We start from the raw sequence: 12,937 nt of genomic DNA on the forward strand, positions 1-12,937 counted from the left end.
GAGAGAATCATGAGACGAACTACAGCACTAGCATACGTCGCAACCCTGGGCGTAGCAGCGTCATTTGCCGCGGGGTTTTTCACCAACAGATTCTGGCTCTATTCAAACGCCGTGGACAGCCTCCGGGAAACAGTGTGCGGAGACATGATGACCAGTGACTCGGTGAAGAGCGTTCTCCCCAAAAGCCATACCGCAATGGAGCACTACACCGCCCTCGGCACCGGCCAGGATTTCAACCAGTCCTGTATCATCTCCAGCGGTAGTTCTGGGACTCTCACCATCAGGGCGGAAATCCAGAACGCAGCATTTCAGGACTGGCAGAAATGGGTCAAAGGTGAGACACGAGACGACGGCTCCGGCGTTCCCGTAAAGATGGGCAAGGGGGGAATCTCCACCCCGACAACCACCTACCTGTATATTCCGTGTACACCTCGTTACCCTCGCACAGGGGGCACCACCGCGAAGGATTCCTATTACCTGCAGGTCAATGTCAGGTTCAACGGTGATGCGGACGCGGACGCGGGCACAGTACGCAAGGCGGTGGCCGATGCCGCTCAAGCATTCGGCAAAAGTGCGCACTCCGACGCCGGCTGCCTAGGCGCCCTCTGACCAGGGAACGTCGCGGTTCCGGAGCCGCCGCATGTCTGCGGCGCACCTGCCTTTGAGATTCCCGCGACTTACTCGAGAGCTGGTCCCGTTCAGCGCGGGAGCCGCCGCCGGCGCCGTAGGTCCCGCAAGGCAACCGAGCTGCCGCTGATCGCGACCGACAGGACAACGCCCAGCCCCAGCACATAGATCGCCACCCGCTGGTCCCGTTGCTGCGGGGTCTCCCCCAGCGTCAGCGCGGCCGGGATGACCCTGCTGTCGCCCTTGGCCACGCCGCGGTCGGCGACCGGTGCCGCGATGGGCGCGGCGTCGTCGGTGAGCGCGCGCACCGGGTCGACCACGCCCCAGCCGGTGAAGTCGTTGTGGCCCAGGGAGGTGCGCTGCGCGGTCTGCTCGATCTGGGCGATGACCTCATGCGCCCGCCAGGCCGGGTGCTTGGCACGGATCAGGGCCGCGACGCCCGCGACATAGGGGGCCGAGAAACTCGTGCCGTTGTCGACGCACTGGCCTCCCTTGGGAACGGTCGAGACCATGTCGACCCCGGGAGCCGACACCCCCACGAACGTCCCGGCCTGGGAGAACGACGCCCGTTCGTTGTTGCGGTCCGATGCCCCGACAGCGAGCACGCCCTCGTAAGCACCGGGGAACGTCGTACCGAGCTTTCCGTCCACTCCGGCATTTCCCGCGGCGACGACCACGACGACGTTCGCGGCGACGGCCCGGTGGATGGCCTGGGCAAGCTCCCGGACATCGCCGGAGGTGTCCTGCGAGATGTTGATGACGCGTGCGTGCGCGGCAACAGCCGCGTCGATGGCCCGCACCATGCTCGGGATCTTTCCCGCGCCCTGGTTGTCGTTCTGCCGGATCGGGATGATCGTGGCCTCGGGCGCGATCCCGATGAATCCGGTGCCCGGCAGGGGGCGGGCGGCGATGATCCCGGCGACCTTCGTTCCATGACCGACCGTGTCATTGGCGCCGTGGTCCTTGCCACCGATGACATCCACACCATGGGCGACGTCAACGGCCGCTTTCAACTGCGGGTTCGTCGCGTCGACTCCGGTGTCGATGACGGCGACACGTACACCCTTGCCCTTCGTGTCCTGCCAGAGTTGATTCAGCAGCACCCGCTGGAGGGACCACGGGGTTCCCTTGATGTCCTTCGCCGGGAACGTGCACTCGCCGTCACCGGCGAGCGTGATCTCCGCGGCGGCCGTCAGCCCTGCGGTGACGGGCAGGACCGCAGGGCCGGCCAGCAGGGCGAATGCCGCTACCCCCGAGGTCAGTGCGGACAGGCCGCGCTCGTGCGTGGTCCCGGATCCCATGAGGGCTGCTTCCTCCTGCTGACGGTCCGACCGGGTACGGAACACACTGCGGGGCGGACACCCTCGTGCGGGCACCCGCCCCTGCGCAACTCTTGCTGCGGACGTACCGGCTACTGGAAGTATCCGGCCGTCTTCTTGTCGGTGGCACTGTAGTTATGACTGGCCGACTCGACCTTGGAGGAGATCTGGATCAGCGTGCTGTGGATGTGGTCAGCCTGGTCCTGCCACGCCCGCGCGGTCGCGTCGAACGCCTGGTGGGCCTCGCCCTCCCAGCTGGCTGCCACGCCCTTGACCTTGGCCAGCAGGCCGTCGAGGTCGGACTTGAGCTGATTGGCCGCCAACTGAATGCTGCTGGCGGCATCCGTCAGCGAGGAATAGTGAACCTTGAGCTCAGACATGGCTCCCCCTGGAGTGAATGTGGGTCGAAGTTTTCGGGATCGGAATCGGCGCCGGCACCGGCACTCACACGGACGAACCACCGGTCCCGCACAAGCAGGTCAGAGACCGGCGATACCGCTGCCGCCGGCAGCGCCATTGATGTCGATCTTCTTGAGGTCTTCGAGAACCTCTTCATCGGTGTTCCCGTGACCGGCCCGGGTCGCGACGATCGCTTCCTTGATGCCGTCGATGACCACCCGCAACTTCTGGTGCCGCCTGTTGATCTCTTCCTGCTGCGTGTTGAAGGCACCGGCCCCGATGCCCTTCCACTGGCCTTCCAGCCCGTCAATGGCAGCGTTCAGCTTCACGAGCTGCGCCGCCATCGAGCCACTGACCCGCTCGATCTCGTCCTCGACGCGCTTGAGCTCCGCGTCGGTAACCCTCACCGTTCCAGCCATCTCGTACCTTTCCCCCATGCAATATGCGGTCGCTTCAAGGGGTTCGAAACCCCTCTCTCCATCCACAACTGGCCTGTGAAGCAGTTGAGATGATCTAGCTTCCGACCACTCTAGCCACATTCGTCCACAGGCCCAACAGGCCCCCGGCGAGGGGGCACCCGCAGCCGGGCCGCACCAACTGAATACCTCTCACGGGCTCGGGGGCCCATCGCGCTGCTACTCATTTGCCCGGCGATTCGTCATCGGTACCTGATCAGGTGAAGGCTACGGAGGCCGGGCACCTCCAGCTCGGCCTGACCATCACGCATGGCGTCGATGAGCGCCACTCCATTCCCGGTGCGGGCGGCGTTCATCAGCAATCCAACCGACTCGCGTCCCCTCCAGTCCTGTCGGCGAACCCACACCAGTGCCCTCATGCCCTCCGGCAGTGTGGCAAGTTCAGCAAGCAACGGTGCCCAATCACTGTGCTCGGAGATGGAGAGGATCGGTCCGAGTTTCCGCATGGTGTCCGGCATCCACGCGGCAGGACCGGCCTTCGGCGGAAGCGTTTGGCCATCGACGCCTGGTTGCGCGCCCTCCACCCAGCGAGAGAACCACCCCCATGGGTCAGAATTCGGCAATCCAAAGGGTTCCTGGCTGTCCTTCGGCACAACGATGGACGCGTCAAGCATCGCATTGGCCAGGTCGCCGTCGGCCAGAAACTGCTTTGTGTTGCAGGCGAACAACCAGCCTCGACGTGTTTCATCCGCAGGGGATGCATCCACCAGAGCGACGTGACCACCGTAGACTTCATCGAGCCAGGCGTCAGCTTTTCGGACGGCAGTAGCAAAGTCCTCGGCCGGGATCCGCCACTCCGACAGTTGTGCGTCAGAATTCGGGCGCCTGCGAGAAAATCGCGCAAGTACCAACTGGCGGATGCCTTCCTTCTCCATACGCCCCAGACCACCGGTTTGACCATCGAGCAATACGAATTGGCCATTGTTGATGGTTGCGTACATGAGGTGCCCGGTTACCTCCACGCCATGCAGCTCCCGCCGCACCCACACCACGCCGCGGGCGTACGGACCAACCTCAAGGAGGGCAGAGATCACAGCATCCCAATGCGCGAACGATGACACCTCAGCACCACTGAAGTACTGCCGTACGAGCCGATCCCACCAACCCGGCGCCTCATGGACGGCTTGCCAGGGAAGGGCCGTCGCCCGGCCACCATCCATCCCTGCGTCGATGGCCACCACACATCCACGATCATTAATACGACGTGCCTGCGCTGCCGAGTTACGCGGCTGCGGGCTTCCATCGAATTCCGCCAGGTCGCCCCACGGATCACCTGTCGCCAAATGGAAGGGGGCCATAGAATTTTTCGGAACAGCGAAAGAACTATTGAGCATCGGAGTGTCCGAATATCCGGACTGACTGAGCGTTCTGCAACCGAACACCCAGGCCTGCGAGCTTTCTGCGACAGGATGCGGGACGGACAACTCGACCAAACCATGGTATTGCTGCTGCAACCATTCGCCGGCCCGCTGGGCCGGAGTCATCGCACCGCTCATGCCCCAGCTCCGGGCGGCCACTGCCCAGTAGTCAACCAGGAGTTGAACTCATCAGTGGTCAGCGCGCCAGGGGCGAATCCCAATTCCGACCCGTCCTTGAACACCACAATCACACGGTTCATGGGCGCCTTGGTGAAATCTCCGGTATCCAGGTGTTCCTGCGTATCAAAACACACCACCCAGGCCAATGCGTGCTCTACCGTTGCTTCCGGCTCCATCACAATAGTCGGCGGCCCATCACCATAGGTGCGGTGCAAGAATTTCTGTGCCGCAATCAGCGCTTCGTCTTTTGTCATGGCTCAATCCTCTCCCCAGCGCCAGAAGAACTATTTGTAAGGCATGTATTTAATGCTTTTGACTCCCCATTCCGAATTGTTCAACTCCTCCAATCTACCCAGTGCGCCGGTCTGGCCATCCAAAAATACAACGCCATGACTGTCATGAATAACATTGAAAACGTGCGCAGTCTTGTTTTGCCTTTCTACATAGACAATCCCTCTCGATCCTTCGCCCCTGGCTCCCATATCACCGATGATATCGTCATAGCTTCCAACATTTTGCCATGCCGCATCCGGGTTGCCGAGCGCCTTCGGGTCCGGCCATCGCGGCTCATGCAGAGGCGCCGTTGACACTTCATGACCGTCCAGTCTCTGATCCACAGCAATAACATTGTTCGAACAGTTGTCGACATATCCAGGAGTTTTTGCTTCGTAGCGATCAGAGTTCATATCCTTGAGCCAAGGATACTGATCATCCACGAACTCGCGCGCCGTGGCCGCGTCAACCGAATCGGCGTGGATCGCCTTTTGCGTCACGTGTTCCGTCGGCTGGGCCAGGTCATCCCATGCCTTGGGGATTGCGGCAGGCACCCCGGATTTGACCGCACCTCGCTCCGCCACCGCTTCGGCGGCGTCTCTACTCGCGGCCATGGCCGTACGTTCGGCGGCGGTTGCGGCGGTGCTGGTGCCGCCTGTCGCCAGGGCCATGACGAGGTTTCCGGTCAGTCGTCCTCCGGACTCGGAAGGGTCGTCGCCCCAGCCGGTACCGACGATCGCCTGCGGCAGCCGCTCCGGGTGGTAGGCCATGGTGACCAGACCCGCCACGGTCGAATCCAGATGCGTCAGGTACTCCGCCGGGTGCGTCACGTTGTACGTGTCCCACGGGTTCAGGCCCCGGACGAACTTCGTCGCGTCCGTGACGCTGCGGACCAGGCCGCCGCCGTAGTGCAGCGCCTCGACCTCACCTTCGACGAGGACGTCTTGGAGATCGCCGCTCATGCGGTCGGTGAATTCCGGCTTGGCCGGCGCCAGTTGTGCCGCCGCATCAATGGCGATCCGCGCCTCGTCGGCCACCGCGTCACGTTGTCGGCGTGCTTCCGTCAGGATTTCCTTCGCCTCGGCGATGGCAGCGGTACCCGGGTCGTGGAACGGATCCGGGGCGACCGGAGGTCTCCCCGGATCGCCTTCCCCGTTCACCAGGTGCTGGTAGGAGGCGAGGTCCGTGTTGTAGGCGCCGACCTTCGCGTTGTATGCGTCCACCGCTTTCTTGTGGGCGTCCTTGCCCTGCCGGTACGTGTCGATCGCCGTCTGGGCCTGCCGTTGTGCCCAGTCCACGATGTCCGCGAAGCGTCCTAGCGCCTCAGCTGCCTCCAGGCAGGCGTCCGCTCCCTGCAGCCACTTCTTCGGATGTGCCTCGAATTTCACCCGAAAGGCGTCCGCACCTTCTCCCTGCCAATTTCCGGGGTCCAGCCGGGTCAGGCCACGATGCACATCGCCGAAGGAGCTGCCGAACTTCCTCAGGTGTCCAGCCGTCTCCTGGATCGCCTTCGGATCGCCATGGATCAGCTCCTTCGGCTCCTCGCTCCGACCCAGTTGCTGCTCGGCGACGGAGGCGCCCAGGTCATCGGCGAGATCGTCACCGAAGTCCTCGACCGCGTCGGCCGCATCGTGCAGTCCGACGTAGTCCAAGCCGTCGCCGACCCGGTGTGCTGCCCAGTCGGCGCCTTCTCCGGCCGCCTTCTTCCCCGAGTCGACGAGGTGTTCGAGGCCGTCCCCGGCCTGATCGGCCTTGTCCTCGAGCCAACTGAAAGCCCCCATCAGCCTTCGCCCCCGGGCGGTGTCCGCACCCCGGTCTCGGCCTGCTGCTGCCGTTGTTCGGGCGACGGGCCGAACAGCTGGTCCCGCGCGGCCTCGACATCGCCCTCGTGTCCGGTGGCCTTTGCGACCTGTTCGTACGGGTTGAATCCCATCGGACCGTTGGACAGGTCCCGCCCGGTGTCCTTCCAGGTCTGCCCGATGTCGTGCTGGGCCTGCTCGACAGACTTGGCGCTGAAGTCGGGGTGCTGCCAGTCCGAGATCGGGTTGTCCGCCTTGACCTGGTCCCAGGACATCCCCTCGACCTGCTCCTCGGTCAAGTTGGGATTCCCCATCGCGGCATTCGTGACGACCTTGAACGTGTCCTTGATGTACTGGTCCTCGTCATGGCTGATGCCCGCCGACAGACCCAATCGCTCGGCGAACCCGTTGCCTTCCTGCACCAGCGTGCGTACTCCCCATTCCCACCGTCCGCAGAAGGAGCCGAAGGCGGAGGTCAGACCGCTGTGCCCAAGCTGCATTCCCGTCAACGCCAGATCGCCGAAACCGCGCCCGGTGTCCGCCGATCCCTGCGTCCCCAGGGACTTCAGCTCCCCGATGGCCCCGTTGAGGCCCTGGGCGGCCAGCGCCAGAGCCGCGGAGTCCACCGCGAGATCCTCGCCGCCCGTACTCATCGGAACATCCCTTCACCCGCGCGGGCGTCCAGCGCAACGGCATTCGGCACGATCCCCATCACCGGTGGAAAGATCATGGGCCGGTCGCTCCCCACGTCCAGAGCCACTCCCGCAGGTTCCTGCACTGCCGGAATCACGACGTCGAGCAACCGTGCCCCGAGAACGGTCATGTACTCCCAATCGGAGAGTTCCGATGTCTCCTGCGTCAACGCGAAGCGCGCCAGCGCCACTTCGCCGGAGAACCCATAGATCCAGCGCACTCCGCCCATCGCCACCGACCACAGACCGCCGCCGTTCACCGGCACCAGCACCGCAGTCCGCCGGAACGCATCCACCAGCGCGATCGGATTCCCTTCGCCGCGATGCATGTCCGCCAACTCGCCGGCCAAGGCATCCACAGCCTCTGCCGAGGCGAGCTTTCGCCAACTCGCACTACCCGCATCAGGAGCCCGCTGTTCGCTGCCGGCCCGGTACACGATGTCGGACAACCGCGTGGGGCGGTGGGGTCCCGACTGGTGGGTCGGATCCTCGGAGGTCGTGGTGAGCCGTGCGATGGAGCCGGAAGCCGGTGGAGTGTGGATTCCGGTCCCGTCAGGACTGATCATCGCTGGCGTCTCTCCCGTGGGTCGTCGTTCGTATGACTACTAATGCGGCGGGGCGGGCGGGCCCTGCTGCCACGTGTGTTGAGTGTTGGGTTCGTTCGGCGGAGGTGGGGCGTAGCCGTACGGAGGTGCCGGAGGTGGCCCCGGTGGGACGGCGCCGCGGTTCCGGTTACGGACGACCAGCACCGCGGTGGCAGCGATGACGACGGCCGCGCCGCCGAGTCCGAGCCAGAGGAGGGTGTTGCCGCTGTCGGAGTCGGCCGACGTTACCTCCGCCTGGGCGGCGGGAGCAGTCGCGCTCGGCGCGGGCGCGGCTGCGCTCGTCGAGGGGACCGGGCCGTTCGGCCCCGTCTGAGCCTCGTATTCGGCGAGGGGATACACGTCCGGCGCACCGGGGTCACCGGGAGTCTGCAGGGCGACCCGGGGGCGGACGGCGCCGTAGCCGATGGAGTCGTTGCGCTTGGCCCCGCTGGTGGGCGCGCCGGCAGTGTTCAGGAGAACGCGCAGGACCTGGTTGGCGGTCCAGGTGGGATGGGCGGACCAGACGAGGGCGGCGGAGCCGGAGGCGATGGCCGTGGAAGGGCTCGTACCGGTCCCCTTGCAGTACCCGGACGTGGCGATCTTGGTGGGGCAGGCCCCGATGATGTCATTGCCTGCAGCGGAGAGATCAACCTGCGGACCCTTGGTGGACGTCGGGATCGCTTTCACGTCTTTCCCGAGAGCCGCGACGCCGACAACGCCGCGTGTGGCCGCCGGGTACTCGACGGGACTTCCTCCGTCGCCGCTGTTCCCCGCAGCGGCGAAGATCAGTTTTCCCTTGGATCGGGCAAAATCTACCGCTTCTTGCAGGCTTTGATGCTGGGCTGCGTCCCCGATCCCGGAGTCACCCAAAGAGATGCTGATGACACGGGCATCGCTGTCCGCTGCGTAGCGGATGGCTTTGACCAACTCGGAGTAGAACTCAGGGTTTGCGGCGGCGCCGTTCTTCTCACCCTCGTTGTCCGGCAGGCGGAGGGGAAGGATCTTGGCTTTGGGAGCCACTCCGACCACCCCTGAACCATCGGCGCCTTCACCTGTGCCGGCGATCAAGCTCGCCATGCTTGTACCGTGCCCCACGAGATCGATGTCTGCGGCTACAGGCTTGGTGCCGAAGTCCTTCCCCACAACAAGTTGTCCGCGGAGGTCGGGCGCTGTCCGGTCGACACCGCTGTCGATGACGGCAACCGTGATGCCCTTTCCCTCGCTGATCTTCCATGCTGCGGCAAGACCCATCGCTTCGACGTGCCATTCCTGACCCCGGATCGACTCCGCGTGTGCCGGTACAGCTACTGATACGAATCCGATCAACGCGGCGCCACCGACTGAACCCACAGTCAGTGCGCGCTGCCTCCAACCAACCCGGTGCCGTCGCATATTCCTTCTTTCGGTGTCCCTCACGACTCCGCGTCGGGTCACTTGACGACCGGAGGGCCTGAATCGTTATCACGTTGCGTGCGATCCGGCTCGTCCTCGATCAGGTAGTCAGGACGTCGGCTGTTTCGTCGTTGCTTCTCGCCCGCCTTTCCGGAGTTGGGGACAGGGCGCCCGGTAATTGCCGATACCCCGCTCGGAGCAGCCCCGCCCGTCGAAGTGCGTCCCGCTTGATTAGTTGCGCCCTGGGCGAAGGTGTCCGGTATGGCGGGGCCCTGCTTTCGGGTCCCGCCCACAATGCCTCCGGGTTGGCCGGCAAGTCGGCGCAAGGAACCTCCGGAACTGCCCGGGTTCCCTCCCTGCACACCGGATCCGGTGCCATGGATCCCACCCATCGGCGATCGGCGATCGGCGCCCTCCGCTCCGACGACGTTGCCCTTGGGGATCATGCGGCCTGGCGTGGTCCCTCGCACGGTCGCCTGCCCCCCATGAATGCCCGATTCGCCAACGGGCCTCAACCTGGGACCGTTGCCCGGGCCCCTGCCTGCCGGCGACCCAGGGGCCTGCGGAAGGCGTGGCGACGGCGTGCCTGCGTTCACCCGTCCATTCGGGCCAGAGGAGAATGGAGGAGCGCCAGAACCCGTATCCGGAGGTGCAAACGTGCGCGATGACGGCGCATCACCAGCAACCGCGGAGGGATAGTGAGCGAGCGGGGTTGAGGATGCCGGAGCCACTGCGGTGGTCGTGCCCGCCGAGGCGATGTGAGTGCCCGGATCGGCAGACACAGCTGCGGGACTCCCTGCCAGGTCCGCTGGAGCAACCGACCTGGTCGGGATCTGCCCGAGATTGCTGCGGTCGGAGCCCGCATGAGGATGTGCCTTCGGAGCCGCGGTGTCAGAGCTCCCCCGTCCGGATCCCTCCGCCGAGGACCCCGAACCGTCGATGGGCACCGCCGTGAGATCCGACCGCCGATTGTCCTTCGGCAGGATGCGCGCCGGCACCGGCTGGAACGTCGGTGGTTCCTGGGCGCTGATCACGCTTGCCGAGTACTTGTAGGCCAGCGCCAGTTTGTTCATCTGGTCGACCGCGCCCTCGCGGGCCCTCTCCAGGTGGGCCACGGCCTGCTGGTTGGCGAGCTTGCCGTCCGGGTCGTGCTGGGCGACCAGGTCGGTTCGGTACAGATCGACCATGGACTTGGCGTCGGCGGGGACCGGCGGCATGTCACGTTTGACGGCGAGCAGGGTCTCGGCGGCTACAGCCAGGGTGTCACCGGCGCTCCTGGAGTACTCGGCAAGGCTGAGGGTGGACTTGGCGATGCTCTTGCCCCACTCCTTGAAGGCATCACCGCCATCGCTCTGCCAGTCGACGTAGGCGACCCGAGTGTTGAGGTCGCTGCCGATGCTGTCGATCGCCGCATGCGCGGCCAGGAGTTTCTGGCTGAGAGCTGTGAGGGCACCGGGGTCGGCGTCCTTGACCATGGCGAGCATTTCTTCATGGGAGCGGGCGTCGAACTCGTCGCCGTAGATCGCGGTGTGCGCGTCCTCGGTAATGCCGTCGAGGATTCCCACGACTCACCCCTCCCCTTCGCTGTTCAGATGTTCCAGGTCCACGGATGGGGCCATCAGCCCATGCCTCCGCCGCCGGAGGTGTCCTCGGTGGGCGGAGTGCTGCCGGCGACCGAGGCCGGCTTCCGGGTGATCGGCGCGTCCGGGTCGAGTTCGGGGTGGTAGTACTTCTTCGTCACATCGTTCAAATTGAGAAGGTGGTTGCGGGTATCGATGTCAACGTTCTCGTAGCCGACGCGCGCGATTTCGACGGAGATGCTCATGGCCTCGATCTGATTGGCCATGGTCGTCGACAGCAGTTCGAGTTGGGAATGCACATGGGTGTAGGCACTCATCAGTTCCTCGGCGCCCGCGAACCCGGTGCCGATCTGGCCTTGATGCAGTCTGCCGTCGCCCATCTTGTCCGGCGCGGCCTGCGAATCGTCGAGATCCTTGAGAAGACCGTCGACACGTTGCTTGAAGCCACGCAGATCCTGCAGGCCGATGTCCATGTCTCGCTCGAGCATGGCAAATCACTCCCCGTATTCCACCGTTGACTCAGCAGCTTACCCAGCTGCTACGACAGTCGCACTGGCCCCTCCCGTCACGAGCCCTGCGGCCGCCGTGCACTCTCCGTGTCCAACGCCGGTCCCTTGGGCAGGAATTCGGACCAGTTGAGCGGGACGGCAAACGGGGTCACCGAGTCGTAGCCGAGCCGGGCCTGAGCCTGGTTGACGGCTTCGTCCTCCTTCCTGGCCTTGGTTCCGTCGGCGGCATCGCTGTCGTTGTTACGAGGGACGGCGTAACGCAGACCGGTGTCGGTGGTCAGATAGAGGGTGCCGTTCCTGAGGTCCTTGCCGGTGATCTCCAGATAGAGCAGGCCGGACCCGGGGGTGACGTACGCGCTGGTGGCTCCGTCCACGATGGACGCCGGATACGCGGTACCGGCCCAGACGCTGAGCTCGGGGCGGGCGCCGGCCGTACCTCGCAGGACGGAGCACGCGACGGTGCGGCCCTGGGCATCGTAGGTGCCGGTCTTGTTGACCTGGGTGGGCTGCTGGACGGGCCAGTCACTGCCGGCGCCCGTGAAGAGGGGGAGGACATCGGTGGGGACGCTGGTGCGGATGGGTTCCGTCTGGCTTGTCATCTGCTCCAGCAGCAGCGCGGTGAACGCGGTGGTGGGGGCGACGCCGTCCTTCTGGACGACGTAGTACTCCTTGCCTGCCGCGGAGGTGGCCTCGAGGACATTGCCGATCTTGCTCTCCGCAGCCGACAGTCCATCGACGTGGGCCGGGTCGCCGAGGTGCGCGACCGTCGGGAAGACGATCGGGCTGCCGGGATTGAGGGAACCGAGCCACCCCAGGGTGACGCGCTGCGGCTCGGCGGACTGGCCGAAGAGCGTACGGAGCAGAAGGTCCGTCTTCTGCCGGCCGAGTGTGCGTCCGTTCCTGCCCCCGAGCGGGAAACTCGTACCGGCCTTGTCGACGAGGTAGCGCGACGAGTCCGGGCTCTCTACGTAGAGCACCTCGTTCCCCGCCAGGCGTTTGCTGCTGTCGACCGCCCGGGCGTCGGCGCCGCCCAGTACGAACACCGCCTGGTCCGCCACCTTGTCCGCGCCGCTGCCGGGACGGTCGCAGACGGCCCATTTCTTCGCGAGGCCCGCTTCGGCCGGACTGGGGAGGCGGTCGGGGGCGTAGGGGATGCCAATGGTGGCGCCGTGCTTGATGCCCGACTTGTCGATCACCGATTCCCTGACCTTGATGACCTGATAGCCCTGCGGGTCGAGGAGCAGCCTGGCGGAGGCGAAGTTGAGGACGGGGTGCAGGAGTTTCTCGCCCGTCCTCTCGTCCTTGAGGATGACGTAACGGGTGGTCGATTCATCGGCGACGATGACGTTCTTTCCGGGATCGTCCCAGCCCTTGGGCGCGGTCGGTTTGATCAGACCCCAGGCGCCGAACCCCGCAAGAATCAGAGCGCCCACCACGATGCCCGGGGCCAGCGCGCGCAGCGGGCGTGGTGCGCCCTCCTCGGAACCGGATGGATTCGGCTGCAGAAACGCTGCCACGGTCCGCTTGCGAGCGAAGGTGTAGGCGTTGAGCTGTTCCTTGCGTGAAGCCATCCGCTGCCGCTCTCCCCTGTTTACGTGAATGCGGCACTTACTATGCCGGGTCCGGCCCCTGCGGTATCGGGGGCCCCCTGCGCCGCGTCCGGCCATGACCAGAGGCCTGGCGCCGACGAGGTGCCGCCGTACGGCCGAGTACGGATCATGAGGTGGCGTACCGATACGGTTGGCTGAC

General features: G+C 65.2%; 13 protein-coding genes. 1 reads left to right on the forward strand and 12 read right to left on the reverse strand.

What is annotated here, in order from left to right; translation table 11 throughout:
* Positions 1-9: 9 nt before the first annotated feature.
* Positions 10-609, forward strand: a complete 600-nt coding sequence (locus tag LNW73_RS07945) for a hypothetical protein (RefSeq protein WP_250989458.1) — start codon at positions 10-12, stop codon at positions 607-609.
* 89 nt (positions 610-698) lie between these two features.
* Here the strand turns inward: LNW73_RS07945 and mycP (LNW73_RS07950) are convergent, their stop codons facing one another.
* The 12 genes from mycP (LNW73_RS07950) to eccB form a co-directional block, all read right to left on the reverse strand.
* Positions 699-1,928: a type VII secretion-associated serine protease mycosin gene (mycP, locus tag LNW73_RS07950; RefSeq protein ID WP_250989459.1), complete on the reverse strand. Its 1,230-nt coding sequence runs from the start codon at positions 1,926-1,928 to the stop codon at positions 699-701.
* 110 nt (positions 1,929-2,038) lie between these two features.
* Positions 2,039-2,326: a WXG100 family type VII secretion target gene (locus LNW73_RS07955; protein ID WP_138357415.1), complete on the reverse strand. Its 288-nt coding sequence runs from the start codon at positions 2,324-2,326 to the stop codon at positions 2,039-2,041.
* 99 nt (positions 2,327-2,425) lie between these two features.
* The gene (locus LNW73_RS07960; protein WP_250989460.1) at positions 2,426-2,764 is read right to left on the reverse strand and encodes a WXG100 family type VII secretion target; all 339 of its coding nucleotides are present in this window, start codon (positions 2,762-2,764) and stop codon (positions 2,426-2,428) included.
* Between the two features lie 239 nt (positions 2,765-3,003).
* Positions 3,004-4,317 (reverse strand): YrhB domain-containing protein, encoded by a 1,314-nt coding sequence (locus LNW73_RS07965; RefSeq protein WP_250989461.1) that lies wholly within the window; start codon positions 4,315-4,317, stop codon positions 3,004-3,006.
* Positions 4,314-4,613 (reverse strand): YrhB domain-containing protein, encoded by a 300-nt coding sequence (locus tag LNW73_RS07970; protein WP_250989462.1) that lies wholly within the window; start codon positions 4,611-4,613, stop codon positions 4,314-4,316. Before LNW73_RS07970 ends, LNW73_RS07965 begins: the two co-directional genes overlap by 4 nt.
* A gap of 30 nt (positions 4,614-4,643) precedes the next feature.
* Positions 4,644-6,413: a putative T7SS-secreted protein gene (locus LNW73_RS07975; RefSeq protein WP_250989463.1), complete on the reverse strand. Its 1,770-nt coding sequence runs from the start codon at positions 6,411-6,413 to the stop codon at positions 4,644-4,646.
* On the reverse strand, positions 6,413-7,084 hold the full coding sequence (locus LNW73_RS07980; protein WP_250989464.1) for a hypothetical protein: 672 nt from the start codon (positions 7,082-7,084) through the stop codon (positions 6,413-6,415). The genes LNW73_RS07975 and LNW73_RS07980 overlap by 1 nt, the downstream gene beginning before the upstream one ends.
* The gene (locus LNW73_RS36295; protein WP_308407646.1) at positions 7,081-7,689 is read right to left on the reverse strand and encodes an SseB family protein; all 609 of its coding nucleotides are present in this window, start codon (positions 7,687-7,689) and stop codon (positions 7,081-7,083) included. The genes LNW73_RS07980 and LNW73_RS36295 overlap by 4 nt, the downstream gene beginning before the upstream one ends.
* A 39-nt stretch (positions 7,690-7,728) precedes the next feature.
* Positions 7,729-8,958, reverse strand: coding sequence for a type VII secretion-associated serine protease mycosin (gene mycP / locus LNW73_RS07990; RefSeq protein WP_250989465.1), 1,230 nt, complete (start codon positions 8,956-8,958; stop codon positions 7,729-7,731).
* Between the two features lie 179 nt (positions 8,959-9,137).
* Positions 9,138-10,664 carry a hypothetical protein gene (locus tag LNW73_RS07995; RefSeq protein ID WP_250989466.1) on the reverse strand — a complete coding sequence of 509 codons (1,527 nt, stop codon included), beginning with the start codon at positions 10,662-10,664 and terminating at the stop codon, positions 9,138-9,140.
* Positions 10,665-10,717: 53 nt separating this feature from the next.
* Positions 10,718-11,167, reverse strand: coding sequence for a hypothetical protein (locus LNW73_RS08000; RefSeq protein WP_250989467.1), 450 nt, complete (start codon positions 11,165-11,167; stop codon positions 10,718-10,720).
* A gap of 77 nt (positions 11,168-11,244) precedes the next feature.
* Positions 11,245-12,759, reverse strand: coding sequence for a type VII secretion protein EccB (gene eccB / locus LNW73_RS08005; protein ID WP_250989468.1), 1,515 nt, complete (start codon positions 12,757-12,759; stop codon positions 11,245-11,247).
* Between the last annotated feature and the right edge of the window lie 178 nt (positions 12,760-12,937).

It is taken from the genome of Streptomyces sp. RKAG337, from assembly GCF_023701715.1.
Taxonomy (GTDB): Bacteria; Actinomycetota; Actinomycetes; order Streptomycetales; family Streptomycetaceae; genus Actinacidiphila.